This is a genomic window from Streptomyces sp. NBC_00513 (assembly GCF_041431415.1).
In the GTDB taxonomy this organism is placed as follows: domain Bacteria; phylum Actinomycetota; class Actinomycetes; order Streptomycetales; family Streptomycetaceae; genus Streptomyces.
This window is the reverse complement of record NZ_CP107845.1, coordinates 1,221,826-1,235,016: the sequence shown is the minus strand read 5'-3', so window position 1 is coordinate 1,235,016 and position 13,191 is coordinate 1,221,826. Positions and strand designations below refer to the sequence as shown.

Genomic DNA, 13,191 nt, shown 5'->3' with positions numbered 1-13,191 from the left:
CAGGCAGGCAAGCAGGCGGGCATCAGCCGACAATGACATCAGGACCCGGTGGTGTCAGTCACCACTGATGTGAAAGTATCAGTCCATGATGACGTCAGTCGACACTGACCTGATCCGGGTCCTCGCAGACCCCCTCAGGCTCCAGATCGTGACCCTGCTCGCCTGCGAGACGCTGTGCACCACGCACCTCGTGGAGGAGACCGGTGCCAAGCAGACCAACCTCTCCAACCATCTGAAGGTGCTCAGGGAGGCCGGGCTCGTGGACACCGAGCCGTGCGGCCGCTACGTCTACTACAAGCTGCGCTCGGACGTCATCGCCCAGCTCGCCGGCCAGTTCGCCGACCTGGCCGCCTCCGCGCGCACCGCTGCCGAGAACAAGAGGGCCTGTCCGTGACCCCCACCCAAGCTCCCGCGGCGACCGGAGACGCCTCGGTCGTCCGGAAGCTCTCGACCCTGGACCGCTTCCTCGCGGTCTGGATCCTGATCGCCATGGGCCTCGGGCTCGGGCTCGGGCGGCTGATCCCCGGCCTGAACGACGCGCTCGCCAAGGTGGAGATCGGCGGGATCTCCCTGCCGATCGCCGTCGGCCTGCTCGTCATGATGTACCCGGTGCTGGCGAAGGTCCGCTACGACAAGCTCGACGCTGTCACCGGCGACCGCAGGCTGATGATCTCCTCACTGGTCATCAACTGGATCCTCGGCCCCGCCCTCATGTTCGTCCTGGCCTGGATCTTCCTCGCGGACCTGCCCGAGTACCGGACCGGCCTGATCATCGTCGGCCTCGCCCGCTGCATCGCCATGGTCATCATCTGGAACGACCTCGCTTGCGGCGACCGAGAGGCCGCCGCCGTCCTGGTCGCCCTGAACTCGGTCTTCCAGGTCCTGGCCTTCGGCGTCCTGGGCTGGTTCTACCTCGACCTGCTGCCCGGTTGGCTCGGTCTCGGCGACGGCGAGCACCTCGACATCTCCATGTGGAAGATCGCCCTCAACGTGGTCATCTTCCTCGGCGTCCCGCTGCTGGCCGGGTTCCTGACCCGACGCATCGGCGAGAAGAGGCTGGGCCGCGAGACCTACGAGGCGAAGTTCCTGCCGCGGATCGGCCCCTTCGCCCTTTACGGGCTGCTCTTCACGATCGTCATCCTCTTCGCCCTCCAGGGCGCGACCATCACCTCCCAGCCGCTCGACGTCGCCCGGATCGCGCTCCCGCTACTCGTCTACTTCGCGGTGATGTGGTTCGGCACCTTTGCCCTCGGCAAGGCCATCGGTCTCAACTACGACCGCACCGCGACGCTCGCGTTCACCGCGGCGGGCAACAACTTCGAGCTGGCCATCGCGGTTGCCATCGCCACCTTCGGCGTCACCAGCGGGCAGGCCCTGTCCGGAGTCGTCGGCCCCCTCATCGAGGTACCCGTCCTGGTCGCGCTGGTGTACGTGTCGCTGGCTTGGCGCAGGAGATTCACGGAGCAGCGGCTCACCCCATGACGCATCGCACCGACGTGGTGGTGATCGGCGGCGGCCAGTCCGGGCTCGCCGCCGGCTACCACTTGCGCCGCCTGGGCGTCGAGCACGTCATCCTCGATGCGCAGGCAGGCGCAGGCAGGCGCAGGCAGGCGCAGGCAGGCGCAGGCGGGCGCAGGCGGGGCCTGGCAGCACACCTGGGAGTCCCTCCACCCGTCCGGCACGGCGTGGGGGTCTCGGCTGTCCACCGCGACGGCGCCTTCCTACGCGTCGAGACGGACTGTGGCGACTGGCAGGCCCGCGTGGTCGTCAGCGCGGCCGGCACCTGGATCCGGCCCTTCATGCCCGCCGTGCCCGGCCGCCGGGAGTTCACCGGCCGTCAGCCCCATACCGTGCAGTACCGCAGCCCGGCCGGCTTCGCCGGCCGGCGCGTGGTCGTGGTCGGTGGCGGCAACTCCGGCGCCCAGATCGCCGCCGACCTCGCCCGTACGGCCCAGCTGACCTGGGTCACCCAGCGCCCGCCCCGCTACCTCGCCGACGACATCGACGGCCGGGCCCTGTTCGACGCGGCCACCGCCCGCCGCCGAGCCCTCGACGAAGGCCGCAGCGACACCGGCGGCGTCGCCTCCCTCGGCGACATCGTCGCCGTACCCTCGGTCCGCGCCGCCCGCGACGCGGGATTGCTTCGCGCGAAGCCGATGTTCGCCCGCCTCGCCGCCGCCGGTGTCGAATGGGCCGATGGCACCAGGGGCGAGCCGGACGCCGTCACCTGGTGCACCGGCTTCCGCCCGGCGCTGGCCCCCTGCACTGCCCTGCGCCTGCGAGGCACCCGCGGCCACATCGCCACCGATAGCACCCGCGCCGTGGACGAGTCTCGCCTGCACCTGCTCGGATACGGCGGCCGGACCGGCCCCGCCTCCGCCACCCTCATCGGCGTGGGCCGCCCCGCCCGCGACGCCGCTCACGACATCGCTTCGCTGCTGCGCTGACCTGCTTCCCCACTACGCGGAAACCGTGGCGCCATCCACCCAACGTGCCAGGACGCTGAAAGCGGCGAGCTGTTCGAGAGCTTCGTGCTCCGGCAACTCCGGGAGGCCGTCCTCATGACTGTTGGGATTGCGAATGCCTGCGTAGCAGCCCTCGGCAAAGGCCATTGCGCCTCGATGGACGCTGCGGAAGGTGTCGCCGCCGTCGTCCGCCATAAGCCGCAGGCGGGGCTGTCCGGGCTTCGGGGCGTCCTTGGAGAAGACGCTTTGAAACAGAGAGGCTTCGCTGACGTCGCGCCGGCCGACCCTGTTCTGGGTTTCGGCATTCACCTTCCGCGCGGCAGCAGTGACAGCCTCACGAAAGTGCCCGCTCTGCCATAGGGCTTTCGCGCCGTCCCAGACCCACGGGTGCATCGCTGAGGCGCTGATCTGGGGCGCGTTGTCACCCAGGCGCTCGCGAACCTCTGCTTCACGCACGAGCGCAACGTCGGCTCGCTGGGCCGCCTCACGATGTTGCAGCCACCGGTTGCTCTTGTGCGAGGGCACGTTGGAGCGCCATGCCGGCAGAACCCGGTCGAGTATCTGCTCCACGATCTGGGCACTCGCGATGATTTCCTGCTGCGTGCCCCGGTTCCTCAAGCGGCTGGAGACCATCGCCCCGGGCTCATTGGCCGGAACATAGGTTTCCGACAGACGGAGGAACTCAGCGAGTTCGGTGCGCGCCCACGCGATGTCGATAGCCATCCACGCATCATCGCCCCCGCCGCCGACACCCGGGCGCGAACGCTCGATACACAGTCAGCCGACCCCTGGGCTGCGGCGCTCCAGCAGGACCACGTCCCGCCAGGCGCCGTGATGGCGGCTGATGCGCTCGCGCGTGCCGATGGCCCGGAATCCGGCCCGCGCGTGGACGGCGAGGCTGGCGGCGTTCTCGGGGAAGATCCCGGACTGGATCGTCCAGATCCCCGCGGCCTCGGTCGACTCCACCAGCGCCGCCAGGAGCTGCCCGGCGACACCGCAGCCCCGGGCGCCGGGGTGGACGTAGACGGAGTGCTCGACAACGCCCGCGTACGCGCAACGGTCGGAGACCCGGGTGGCGGCAACCCACCCGAGCACCTTGCCGTCGGTGTCGAGCGCGGCGAAGCGGTGCTCGGGTAGCCTCGCCGCGTCGAACTCGGCCCAGGTCGGGGCGGTGATCTCGAAGGTGGCGTTGCCCTCGTCGATACCCGCCTGGTAGATCGCCAGGACCTCGTCAGCGTGCCCGTCGGTCAGCGGCGTGATGGTGATGCTCACGCGGCGGCCGCGCGGGTGAGGAGCTGACCCATGGCCGCGAGGACGGTCGGTTCGACCCGGTAGTACACCCAGGTCCCGCGCCGTTCGGAGGAGAGCAGGCCCGCCTCGCGGAGCTTCTTCAGGTGGTGGGAGACGGTGGGCTGGGAGACGCCGACGTCGGAGATGTCGCACACGCACGCCTCACCGCCCTCGTGGGAGGCGACGGCGGAGAACAGGCGCAGGCGTACCGGGTCGCCGAGGGCCTTGAACATCAGGGCGGTCCGTTCGGCCTCCTCGGCCGTCAGCGGGCGCTCGGTCAGGGGTGGGCAGCACGGGGCCACGGCCTCCGGCTCCAGCAGCGGCAACACCTTCACAGTGGACATGCCCCCATCATCCTTTGAACTTCGACACATGTCTATGTTGACCAACGTCGATGTCGAGTGCATTCTTAAGGCGTCAGGACATCGACAGACGTCGAATCAATAGGGGAGCCCGTCGTGAACGCATCCACCGAAGCCCTGCCCGTCGCCGTGATCGGAGCGGGCCCCGCCGGCCTGGCGGCCGCAGCCCACCTCACCGGGCGCGGCATCAAGCCCCTGGTCCTGGAAGCCGGAGCGGCCGCCGCCGCCGCGGTACGCGAATGGGGTCACGTTCGGCTGTTCTCCACCTGGTCCGAGCTCGTGGACCCGGCCGCCGAGAAGCTTCTGGCTCCTACCGGCTGGACGGCACCCGAGGGCGCGACGTACCCCTCCGGCGCCGACTGGGCCGCCCTCTACCTCCAGCCCCTCGCCGACGTCCTCGGGGAAAGGGTCCGCTACGGCGCCACCGTCACCGGCGTCTCCCGCCTCGGCCGCGACCGGATCGTGGACGCCGACCGCGAGCAGCAGCCCTTCACCGTGCGCATCGCGAACGCGGACGGCACCGAGGAACGCATCCTGGCCTCCGCCGTCATCGACGCCTCCGGCACCTGGTCCACCCCGAGCCCCATCGGCGGCGACGGCCTGCCCGCCCTCGGCGAGAAGGCTGCCGGCGACCGGATCTCCTACCGCATCCCCGACCTCAAGAACCCGGCCACCCGGGCCCGGTACGCGGGCAAGCGCATCGCCGTCATCGGCTCGGGCGCCTCCGCCTTCACCACGCTGGCCTACCTCGCCGACCTCGCCAAGGCCGAGGACGCCACCGGCACACATGCCACCTGGATCCTGCGCCGCGGTATCTCCGGCTCCACCTTCGGCGGCGGCAGCGCCGACCAGCTCCCCGCCCGCGGAGCCCTCGGCCTGGCCGCCAAGGCCGCCGTCGACAACGGCTACGCCGACGCCGTCACCGGCTTCCGCACCGACGCCATCCAGCGCGACAGCGACGGCCGCCTGATCCTGGTCGCCGAGGACGGCCGCCGCCTCGACGCGGTCGACGAGGTCATCGTCCTGACCGGCCTGCGCCCCGACCTGTCCTTCGTCTCCGAGCTGCGCCTGGGCCTGGACGAGCGCCTCCAGGCACCGGTCGAGCTCGCGCCGCTGATCGATCCGAACCAGCACTCGTGCGGCACCGTCTACCCGCACGGCGTGAACGAACTGTCCCACCCCGAACAGGGCGTCTACCTCGTCGGCATGAAGTCCTACGGCCGCGCGCCGACCTTCCTCGCGATGACCGGCTACGAGCAGGTCCGCTCCATCGCCGCCCACCTCGCCGGCGACCAGGAAGCCGCCGAACGCGTCGAACTCACCCTTCCCGAGACCGGAGTCTGCGGCGGCGCCGGCCTCTTCGACCAGCCCGCGGCCGCCGAAGAGACCAGCGGCGGCGGCTGCTGCGCGGCGCCCGCGACCCTCACCGTCGGCGCCCCCGCTCCCTTTTTCGGCGGCTGCTGAACACCATGCCGCACACCGAGGCCGGCGTGGCCGCGACCGGGACGGGGGTCCGGTCGCGGCCACGCGCCGCACTGCCCGCCCTGTGCGTCACCCAGATCACCAGCTGGGGCATCCTCTACTACGCCTTCCCCGTCATGAACCCCGCCATCACCGCCGACACCGGCTGGAGCGCGGGCGCCACCACCGCCGCGTTCTCCGCCGCCCTCCTCGTCTCCGCCCTCACCGGCATCTACGTCGGCCGCGTCCTGGACCACCGCGGCCCTCGCCTCGTCATGACCGCCGGCTCCGTCCTCGGCGTGCTCAGCCTGCTCACCGTGGCCGCCGCCCCCAACCTCGCCGTCTTCTCCGCAGGGTGGCTGCTGGCCGGAGCGGCGATGGCCGCCACCTTCTACCAGCCCGCCTTCGCCGCCCTCACCCGCTGGTGGGCCCCCGACCACATCCACGCCCTGACCATCGTCACCCTCGCAGGCGGTCTCGCCTCCACGCTCTACGCACCCCTGACCGCCGTCCTCGCCGACCACATGTCGTGGCGCGCCACCTACACCGCGCTCGCCGCGATCCTCGCCCTCGTTACGATCCCCGCCCACGCCCTCGCACTCAAAGCCCCCTGGCCGCCCGCCGCCAAAGGCCCCGCCCATGCCGCCGACGGCAGAGATTCCGTGGTGCGCAGCAGGGCGTTCGGGATGCTGGCCGCCACCTTCGCCCTCTCCGGGTTCGCGATGTACGCCGTCGTGATGGGACTCGTTCCCCCTCCTGCTCGAACGCGGATACACCACCTCCCAAGCCGCCTGGGCCCTCGGACTCGGCGGCGCCGGACAGACTCTCGGCCGCACCCTCTACGCCGTCCTGGCCCGCCGCACCGGCGTGACCGCCCGAACCACCGCAATGGTCGGACTCGGCGGCCTCACCACCGCCGCTCTCGGGGTCATCGCCGGGCCCTACGCACTCTTGGTCGCACTCGCCGTGGTTGCGGGAACAATCCGCGGCAACCTCACCCTCCTCCAGGCCACTGCCGTCACCGACCGCTGGGGCACCACCCACTACGGCCGTCTCTCCGGGCTCCTTGCCGCACCAGCCCACACCGCGGCGGCCCTCGCCCCCTTCGCCGGCGCCGCCCTCGCCGCACCGCTCGGCGGCTACCCCGCCCTGTTCGTACTCCTCGCCGCTCTCTCCGCCGTGGCTGCCGTCACCAGCCTCGGAAGCCGCCCGCCCCGCCTGCCCACATGACCCCGTGCTCCGCCGGGCTGCTCGGTGCAGAGCAGTTCAGCCCTGCCCGGCCTCGACACGGCGAGCGCGAGGCCCTGCTGCGGCGCGTGCGCGAGTACGAGCAGGCCGCCACCGAACAGGTCGACAAACTCCGGGCTCAGCCGGCCACACGCCGAAACGCTCCGTACGCGCCTGCACCACGCCTCGCCTGCCGGGTCCTGACTCGCGATGACCCGCCACCCCGCTCGCTGTCTGGCCTCGCCCCTGCTGGAGAGGGGCGCGATCCTCGCGATCGCGGGCGCTGTCTTCTACACGATGCCCGCCGAGCGGCCCGAGCTCTACGCGGCCGCCGCACTCGTGCTCGCCGCCATCGCTGCATGGTGTTGCGCCTTACTCCAGGACTGATAACAGCCTGACACCGTTGTGATCTTGCAGAGGCGTCCGGGGCAGACAGCCTGCCCTCCGGTGGATACGGTGTAAAGAACGCGTCAAGAGCTGGCGCGCGGTGTGCCGGGAAGTCTGGTCGGCGTCCTGGGGGCAGTGTGCCCTCTCGTCGTCGACATACCGGAGGCCACTGCCATGGCCGGCACCCGCTCCCCTTTCCTCGGACTGCTGCCCTTGCCAGAACGGCAGGCGATCACCCGCGCCCTGCGCACCGAGACCGTCGGCGGCCTGGTCCTCCTCGGTGCGGCCGTCCTCGCGCTGATCTGGGCCAACAGCCCGTGGAGCGCGGCATACGCGTCCGTGCGCGACTTCCACTTCGGGATACCGGCCCTCGGCCTGGATCTGTCGGTGGGGCACTGGACGGCGGACGGGCTGCTGGCCGTGTTCTTCCTCGTGGCCGGGATCGAGCTGAAGCGCGAGCTGGTCGTCGGTGAGCTGCGTACCCCGGCCACAGCCGCGCTGCCGGTCATCGCCGCGTTGTGCGGGATGGCCGTACCCGCCGCCCTCTACCTGGCCACCACCACGGCGGGCGGCGGCAGCAGTGCGGGCTGGGCGGTCCCGATGGCCACGGACATCGCGTTCGCCCTGGCGGTCCTGGCGGTGCTGTCCACGCACCTGCCGGCCGCGCTGCGCACCTTCCTCCTCACCCTCGCCGTCGTCGACGACCTGGGCGCGATCCTGATCATCGCGGTGTTCTTCACCTTCGACCTGAACCTGTGGGCGCTCGTCGGAGCCGCCGGGGGCCTGGTGCTCTTCTACCTGCTGCAGCGGCTGCGGGTGCGCGGCTGGTGGTGGTACGTGCCCCTCGGGGTAGTGACCTGGGCACTGATGTACAACGGCGGCGTCCACGCCACCGTGGCCGGCGTCGCCATGGGCCTGATCCTGCGCACCACCCGTGACGTAGGCGAGGACGTCTCGCCCGCTTCGCGGGTCTCGCACCTGGCCCACCCGCTCTCCGCCGGTATCGCGGTGCCGCTGTTCGCGCTGTTCGCTGCCGGGGTGAGCATCTCCGGCCCCGCCCTGGGCGCGGTGTTCACCAGCCACGAGCCCCTCGGTGTGGTGATCGGCCTGGTCGTCGGCAAGACGGTGGGCATCTTCGCCGGAACCTACCTGGCCGCCCGCTTCACCCGCGCCCAGCTCAACCCCGACCTCGCCTGGGCCGATGTCCTGGGCCTGTCCGTACTGGCCGGGATCGGCTTCACCGTCGCCCTCCTCATCGGAGAACTCGCCTTCCCCGGCGGCGAGACCGGCGAGCACGTCAAGGCCGCCGTGCTCGTCGCCTCGCTGATCGCCGCGGTCCTTGCAGCCGTCCTGCTGCGTCGGCGCAACACCGTCTACCGGCGGCTGTACGAGGCGGAGAACACTGACGCCGACAACGACGGCATCCCCGATGTCTACCAGCACGACACGGCTGCCGAGGGCACCACTGCCCGTCCTGGCCCAGTAGCCGACAGCTTGCTCACCCTGCTGCCCGCCGGACTGGCGATGGCCGTTAGCTCGCCCGCGCGCCCGGCTAACACTGGTGCGCGCCCGAGGTGGGACATCCTCGCCATCTACGCGGCAGCCCCCCATTCCCGGACTGGACGGACGTGGCGGTAACGTCGCTGACCTTGCCGCCGAGGCCGCGGTCCACGGGCTGCGAGCGTCCGTCCAAGGAGCTGCAGACCGCCGTACCCGACCACGCCGCCACCCTCGGGAAGAACTGAACCGCGGTAGGCGCCGTGGTGTCTACTCCCGGATTTCCAGGACCTCGGTCAACGGGCGGCGGGGCGTGTCGGGGCCTGCGGGGCCGTAGCCGAGGCGGAAGACCATTTGCACGTGTCCCGTGGCCGCGACGGGGTCGCGAACCGTCCAGCGCAACTCCGGCCATTCCAGGGGATGTGACGTCATCGACGTGGCGAGGCCGTCGGCGGTGGCCTGCAGAAGGACCCGCTCCATTGCCTGGCCTGCACGCAGCCAGTCGGCTCTCGTGTCCCCCGGGGTGCTCAGCAGAGCCAGTTGCGGCCGCTTCTCGAACACGGCCCAGCCGCGATCCGGTATCGGGTTGGCCCAGCCGAAGTCACGTACGGGCGTGCGGCCGCCAGAAGCCTTCGGTCCGAACGCGGCGGCGGGAATGCCGTCACTGCGCTTGCCCGAAGCGTCCTGCGTGGGGGAGGCCCAGGCTGCGGTTTCCGCCCGGGCGAGCGGATCGATCCCCTCGCGGTGTTCTGCGTCCCGTACCAGCCCGAGCACGGTGTCGATGTGCCAGGTGTCCGGGACGGTGAGGCGGCAGCCCTCCAAGTGGGCAGCGGCCCACAGACCGTCGAGCAGTGCGGTCGGCACCGGCTCCTCGCTGAAGGGGTACCGGCTGGTGTGCCGACGCCGGACGGCGTCGTGCAGGGAGGCGAGCTCGCGGTCCGCGCCCGCAGTTTCGTCGATGGTCACCGTGGCGAACAGCCATGGTTCGGCGTCGTCGGGCAAGAGCTGGATGCGGACCGGGAGACCGATCCAGGCCGCGGACACGCGCAGGTTGAACAGCGCCGCGGCGCAACCGAGGTGGAGGCTGCGGTGGTTCGGGTCGGTCCGCGTCATCGCGCGTTCCGGATCGCCGTACAGGGCGAGAGCGCCGCTGCCGGCATGGAACACGAACTTCCATGGCTGGGCGTTGTGCATGGACGGGGCGGTGACGGCGTCGCCGACGAGCTGGATGACGGTGTCGGGGTCGAGGTGGGTTGCGGTCACGGGACTGGTCCTGTCTGTGCGGCCTCAGTCGTGCGCCACGACGGCGACCGGTGAGGTGGCGTGGTGCATCACCGCGTGGGTGATGGGGCCGATGCGAGCGCCGAGTGCCGGACGGCGGATACGCCGGCCGACCACGACGAGTGCCGCGCCGGACGCGGCGTCCAGGATCTGGATGGCGGGCTGGCCGATGACGATGCGGGCATCGAGGGCGAGCCGCGGGTACTTCTTCTCCCAGGGGCGCAGCAGCTCGCTGAGCGTGGTCTCGAGTCCGTCGGCCATCTCCTTCTCGACGCCGGGGTCGAGGACGGGAGCGTAGGAGAAGGCCGGCGGGAGCGACCAGCCGTGTACGACGACGAGCGGGCAGGCCCGCCGGTCCGCTTCCTCGCAGGCGAAAGCGAGGAGCCGGTCGCAGTTGCTGCGCAGGTCCACTCCGAGCACCACCGGTCCGGCATCACCCGCGTGCCCGGGCGGACTGTCTTGGCCGTCGACGGAGCGCACGAGGACGACGGGCGTGTCGGTCTCGGGGATGGTCGCCGAGCCGGTCGAGCCCACGATGAACCCGGCTATGGCGCCGAGACCGCGTGTGCCGAGCACGAGCAGGTCCGCATCGGCTGCGGACGAGGCGAGGACCTTGGAGGCCGCGAGTCCTTTGGTGCCGTGGGTGCTGATGTCGAGCGTGCCGTGTTCGCGCAGCAGCCGGTCCCGTGTGCGCGAAAGGAGCTCCTCCGCCCACTGTTCACGCGGTTCGGGGAGCGGCACCGCGAAGGGACCGTACTGGGCCCAGTCCTCCGCGTGGACGAGTTCCAGCGCCGCGCCGCGCAGTTCGGCCTCGTGGGCGGCCCAGTCGGCTGCGGCGGTGTCGGCGCCCGATCCGTCCAGACCTACCGTGATCCGGTTCGACATGGTGTTCCTCCCGGGTCGTATGGTCGGCTTCTCTCAGCCTCGTCCGCTTGTCGTGCCCTGGGAAGGACCGAGCGGCCCATCCGGGGACCGACCGGCCCCTGCTTGCTTACTCAGCTCGACTCGGATTCGGCGCAGGTCAGTCTGTTGTCGACGTCGACGACCCCGTCGACGCTCTGGCAAAGACGCACCACCACGGGCAGCAGCCCGGGCTGCGGCATGGTGCCGCTGAGCGTCACCAGGCCGTCGTCGACTTCGACGGTGATGGCCGAAGGAGCCAGGTGGAGAGTCCGGGTGAGGACGTCCTCGAGGATCTCTTCCTGTATCGCGTGGTCGCGGCGGAGGAAGAGCTGGATCAGATCGCTACGACTGAGGACGCCGACCACGCGGCCTTCCTCATCGACGACCGGTAGCCGCTTGACCCGGTGGCGCTGCATGACCCGGGCCGCGCGGACCACGCTCCACTCGGGTCGGGCCGTGACGGCCGGGCTCGTCATCAGCTCCTCGGCCGTCGCCGCACCACCGGCGGGCCGTCGGCGGAGAAGGTCGGCTTCGGAGACGACGCCGACCGGGTGCCCGGTTTCGTCGACCACGGGCACGGCGGTGATGTCGAACTCCTTCAGGAGCCTGGCGATCTCCTTGAATGCGGTCGTGCGCCGGACGGTGACGGCGGTGGGCGTCATCAGGTCCGCGATGCTGCGGTGCCTCATGGCGGAGATGCCCTCATGCGGAGACGGGGACGGTGAAATCCGTCTTGACGTCGATGACGCCCGGTACGGTGCCGGCGGCGCGTACGACGACGTCTTCCATGGCGGGGTCAGGCAGCGATCCGTTGAGGTAGACGATGCCGTTGGCGACGTGGACGTGTACTTCGGCGGAACCGTGCGGGATCAGCTGGTACATGATCAATTCGCGGATCTCGGCACCGATGTCTTCGTCCGGCCGCAGGAAGACCTTGAGCAGGTCGCCGCGGCTGACGACGCCGACGAGGCGGCCGTCGCCGTCGACCACGGGAAGGCGCTTGAGGTGCCCGCGGGCCATCAGACGCGCCGCGGCGGGGATGGTGGCGTCCTTCGTGACGGTCACTGCCGGGCGGGTCATCAGCTGCTCGGCGGTGGTGTCGTGGGCCGTGTCGGTTCCTTGGGGCTTGAGCAGCAGGTCGGCTTCGGAGACGACGCCGACCACCTGTCCGTCTTGTGCCAGGACGGGGAGCGCGCTGACGTTCCACATCCGCAGCGCTTCCACGATGTCCTTGAACGCGGTTCCTTGGTCGACGGAGATCACGGCGTGTGTCATGACGTCCTCGACGCTGCGCAGGTGCTTCATGGCCTTCCTCCTCGATGAAGCGGCCGGTACTCGTGATGGTCTGAAGGGCGACCCGTCCGTGGGTAGTGCCGTCCGGGGGATTCGAGGCGGGTTCCGCCCCGGTACCGCTCCTTCAGCCGTGGGCGATGACTGCCACGGGGGCTGCTGCGTGGTGCAGGACCGCGTGGGCGACCGAGCCCAGGTGCCCGCCGAGGACGGAGCGGCGCACATGGCGTCCCACGACGACGAGTTGTGCGCCCTGCGCGGCCCGGACGAGATGATCGCCCGCGGATCCCATGAACACGCTGTGGCTGACGTTCACGTCGGGGAACTTGTGCCGCCAGGGCAGCAGCATGTCGTCCACCATGTGTGTGACGCTCCTGCCGATGTCCCGTTCGTTGTCCGGGTCGAAGAAGGGGACGTAGCTGTAGGCAGCTGGCATCTTCCAGCCGTGGACAGCCCGCAGCGGGCAGTCGCGCCGGTCCGCCTCTTCGAAAGCGAAGGTGAGGACGCGGTCGCACGCTTCGTGGATGTCGACCCCCACGACGACCTCGGGGCTGGAGTCCGTGCCCGGGCCGTCCCGGTCGTCAGCGACGCGAACGAGAACGACCGGCGTGTCGGTCGCGACCAGGGTGGACATGGCGACCGAGCCGACGATGAAGCCGACCAGGCCGCCCAGGCCGCGCGATCCCAGGACCAGCAACCCGGCATCGGCGGCCTCGGCCGCGAGGGCGGCGGCCGGCCGTGCTGTCAGGCAGCGGGTCGTGATCTCCAAGTTCGGGTGGCGCCCGTGCAGCTCCTGCGCGGCTTCGGTCAGGGCCTGGTCCGCCCAGCGGTCCACGTCCTGGCGGCCCAGGCCGGGGAACACCGGGTCCAGGGGCCAGTCGACGGCGTGCACGAGGCGCAACGGCACCTGCCGCAAAACGGCCTCCTGTGCGGCCCAGCGTGCGGCTGCCCGGCTCTCCGCGGAGCCGTCGACTCCGACGGTCACGTGGTTCTTCATGGCTGCGATTCCCTTCGTCCGGTCCGGCGCT

The 13,191-nt window shown here is 70.8% G+C and carries 14 protein-coding genes and 1 pseudogene; 7 read left to right on the top strand and 8 right to left on the bottom strand.

Annotated elements, in window-relative coordinates; translation table 11 throughout:
- Positions 1 to 85 precede the first annotated feature (85 nt).
- The 3 genes from OHA84_RS05920 to OHA84_RS05910 are packed head-to-tail and all read left to right on the top strand — an operon-like array spanning position 86 to position 2,447.
- Complete coding sequence (locus OHA84_RS05920) at positions 86 to 394, top strand: helix-turn-helix transcriptional regulator (RefSeq protein WP_266972850.1); 309 nt, start codon at positions 86 to 88, stop codon at positions 392 to 394.
- A complete protein-coding gene (gene arsB / locus OHA84_RS05915) occupies positions 391 to 1,482 on the top strand; it encodes an ACR3 family arsenite efflux transporter (RefSeq protein ID WP_266972852.1) in 1,092 nt (363 codons plus the stop codon). The genes OHA84_RS05920 and arsB overlap by 4 nt, the downstream gene beginning before the upstream one ends.
- Positions 1,479 to 2,447: an NAD(P)-binding domain-containing protein gene (locus tag OHA84_RS05910; protein WP_266972854.1), complete on the top strand. Its 969-nt coding sequence runs from the start codon at positions 1,479 to 1,481 to the stop codon at positions 2,445 to 2,447. Before arsB ends, OHA84_RS05910 begins: the two co-directional genes overlap by 4 nt.
- A gap of 12 nt (positions 2,448 to 2,459) precedes the next feature.
- Here OHA84_RS05910 and OHA84_RS05905 read toward each other — a convergent pair whose 3' ends face one another.
- The 3 genes from OHA84_RS05905 to OHA84_RS05895 are packed head-to-tail and all read right to left on the bottom strand — an operon-like array spanning position 2,460 to position 4,099.
- The gene (locus OHA84_RS05905) at positions 2,460 to 3,188 is read right to left on the bottom strand and encodes a TIGR02391 family protein (protein ID WP_266972856.1); all 729 of its coding nucleotides are present in this window, start codon (positions 3,186 to 3,188) and stop codon (positions 2,460 to 2,462) included.
- 54 nt (positions 3,189 to 3,242) lie between these two features.
- The gene (locus tag OHA84_RS05900; RefSeq protein WP_266972858.1) at positions 3,243 to 3,737 is read right to left on the bottom strand and encodes a GNAT family N-acetyltransferase; all 495 of its coding nucleotides are present in this window, start codon (positions 3,735 to 3,737) and stop codon (positions 3,243 to 3,245) included.
- Positions 3,734 to 4,099, bottom strand: coding sequence for a helix-turn-helix transcriptional regulator (locus OHA84_RS05895; RefSeq protein WP_053703239.1), 366 nt, complete (start codon positions 4,097 to 4,099; stop codon positions 3,734 to 3,736). The genes OHA84_RS05900 and OHA84_RS05895 overlap by 4 nt, the downstream gene beginning before the upstream one ends.
- Positions 4,100 to 4,213: 114 nt before the next feature.
- Here OHA84_RS05895 and OHA84_RS05890 point away from each other — a divergent pair, with 114 nt between their 5' ends.
- The 4 genes and pseudogenes from OHA84_RS05890 to nhaA all read left to right on the top strand — a co-directional run bounded on the left by OHA84_RS05890 (position 4,214) and on the right by nhaA (position 8,830).
- On the top strand, positions 4,214 to 5,581 hold the full coding sequence (locus tag OHA84_RS05890; RefSeq protein WP_266972863.1) for an FAD-dependent oxidoreductase: 1,368 nt from the start codon (positions 4,214 to 4,216) through the stop codon (positions 5,579 to 5,581).
- A gap of 5 nt (positions 5,582 to 5,586) precedes the next feature.
- Positions 5,587 to 6,808, top strand: a pseudogene (locus OHA84_RS05885) (MFS transporter).
- A 207-nt stretch (positions 6,809 to 7,015) separates the two neighbouring features.
- Entirely contained in the window at positions 7,016 to 7,192 is a 177-nt protein-coding gene (locus OHA84_RS05880) for a hypothetical protein (RefSeq protein WP_266972865.1), read from the top strand.
- Between the two features lie 174 nt (positions 7,193 to 7,366).
- A complete protein-coding gene (gene nhaA / locus OHA84_RS05875) occupies positions 7,367 to 8,830 on the top strand; it encodes a Na+/H+ antiporter NhaA (RefSeq protein WP_266972867.1) in 1,464 nt (487 codons plus the stop codon).
- A gap of 129 nt (positions 8,831 to 8,959) precedes the next feature.
- Here nhaA and OHA84_RS05870 read toward each other — a convergent pair whose 3' ends face one another.
- The 5 genes from OHA84_RS05870 to OHA84_RS05850 form a co-directional block, all read right to left on the bottom strand.
- Positions 8,960 to 9,952 (bottom strand): nitroreductase family protein, encoded by a 993-nt coding sequence (locus OHA84_RS05870; RefSeq protein WP_266972868.1) that lies wholly within the window; start codon positions 9,950 to 9,952, stop codon positions 8,960 to 8,962.
- Positions 9,953 to 9,976: 24 nt separating this feature from the next.
- The gene (locus OHA84_RS05865) at positions 9,977 to 10,855 is read right to left on the bottom strand and encodes a universal stress protein (protein WP_266972870.1); all 879 of its coding nucleotides are present in this window, start codon (positions 10,853 to 10,855) and stop codon (positions 9,977 to 9,979) included.
- A 110-nt stretch (positions 10,856 to 10,965) separates the two neighbouring features.
- The gene (locus OHA84_RS05860) at positions 10,966 to 11,562 is read right to left on the bottom strand and encodes a CBS domain-containing protein (protein ID WP_266972872.1); all 597 of its coding nucleotides are present in this window, start codon (positions 11,560 to 11,562) and stop codon (positions 10,966 to 10,968) included.
- Positions 11,563 to 11,575: 13 nt separating this feature from the next.
- The gene (locus OHA84_RS05855) at positions 11,576 to 12,178 is read right to left on the bottom strand and encodes a CBS domain-containing protein (RefSeq protein WP_266972874.1); all 603 of its coding nucleotides are present in this window, start codon (positions 12,176 to 12,178) and stop codon (positions 11,576 to 11,578) included.
- Between the two features lie 112 nt (positions 12,179 to 12,290).
- Positions 12,291 to 13,160, bottom strand: coding sequence for a universal stress protein (locus OHA84_RS05850; protein ID WP_266972876.1), 870 nt, complete (start codon positions 13,158 to 13,160; stop codon positions 12,291 to 12,293).
- Positions 13,161 to 13,191: the final 31 nt, after the last annotated feature.

Excerpts from the sequence above, each read along its gene's own strand:
- OHA84_RS05850 (WP_266972876.1), bottom strand. The coding sequence starts at position 13,160 with ATGAAGAACCACGTGACCGTCGGAGTCGACGGCTCCGCGGAGAGCCGG.
- OHA84_RS05910 (WP_266972854.1), top strand. The coding sequence starts at position 1,479 with ATGACGCATCGCACCGACGTGGTGGTGATCGGCGGCGGCCAGTCCGGG.
- OHA84_RS05860 (WP_266972872.1), bottom strand. The coding sequence starts at position 11,562 with ATGAGGCACCGCAGCATCGCGGACCTGATGACGCCCACCGCCGTCACC.
- nhaA (WP_266972867.1), top strand. The coding sequence starts at position 7,367 with ATGGCCGGCACCCGCTCCCCTTTCCTCGGACTGCTGCCCTTGCCAGAA.
- OHA84_RS05865 (WP_266972870.1), bottom strand. The coding sequence starts at position 10,855 with ATGTCGAACCGGATCACGGTAGGTCTGGACGGATCGGGCGCCGACACC.
- OHA84_RS05905 (WP_266972856.1), bottom strand. The coding sequence starts at position 3,188 with ATGGCTATCGACATCGCGTGGGCGCGCACCGAACTCGCTGAGTTCCTC.
- OHA84_RS05880 (WP_266972865.1), top strand. The coding sequence starts at position 7,016 with ATGACCCGCCACCCCGCTCGCTGTCTGGCCTCGCCCCTGCTGGAGAGG.
- OHA84_RS05895 (WP_053703239.1), bottom strand. The coding sequence starts at position 4,099 with ATGTCCACTGTGAAGGTGTTGCCGCTGCTGGAGCCGGAGGCCGTGGCC.
- OHA84_RS05855 (WP_266972874.1), bottom strand. The coding sequence starts at position 12,178 with ATGAAGCACCTGCGCAGCGTCGAGGACGTCATGACACACGCCGTGATC.
- OHA84_RS05920 (WP_266972850.1), top strand. The coding sequence starts at position 86 with ATGATGACGTCAGTCGACACTGACCTGATCCGGGTCCTCGCAGACCCC.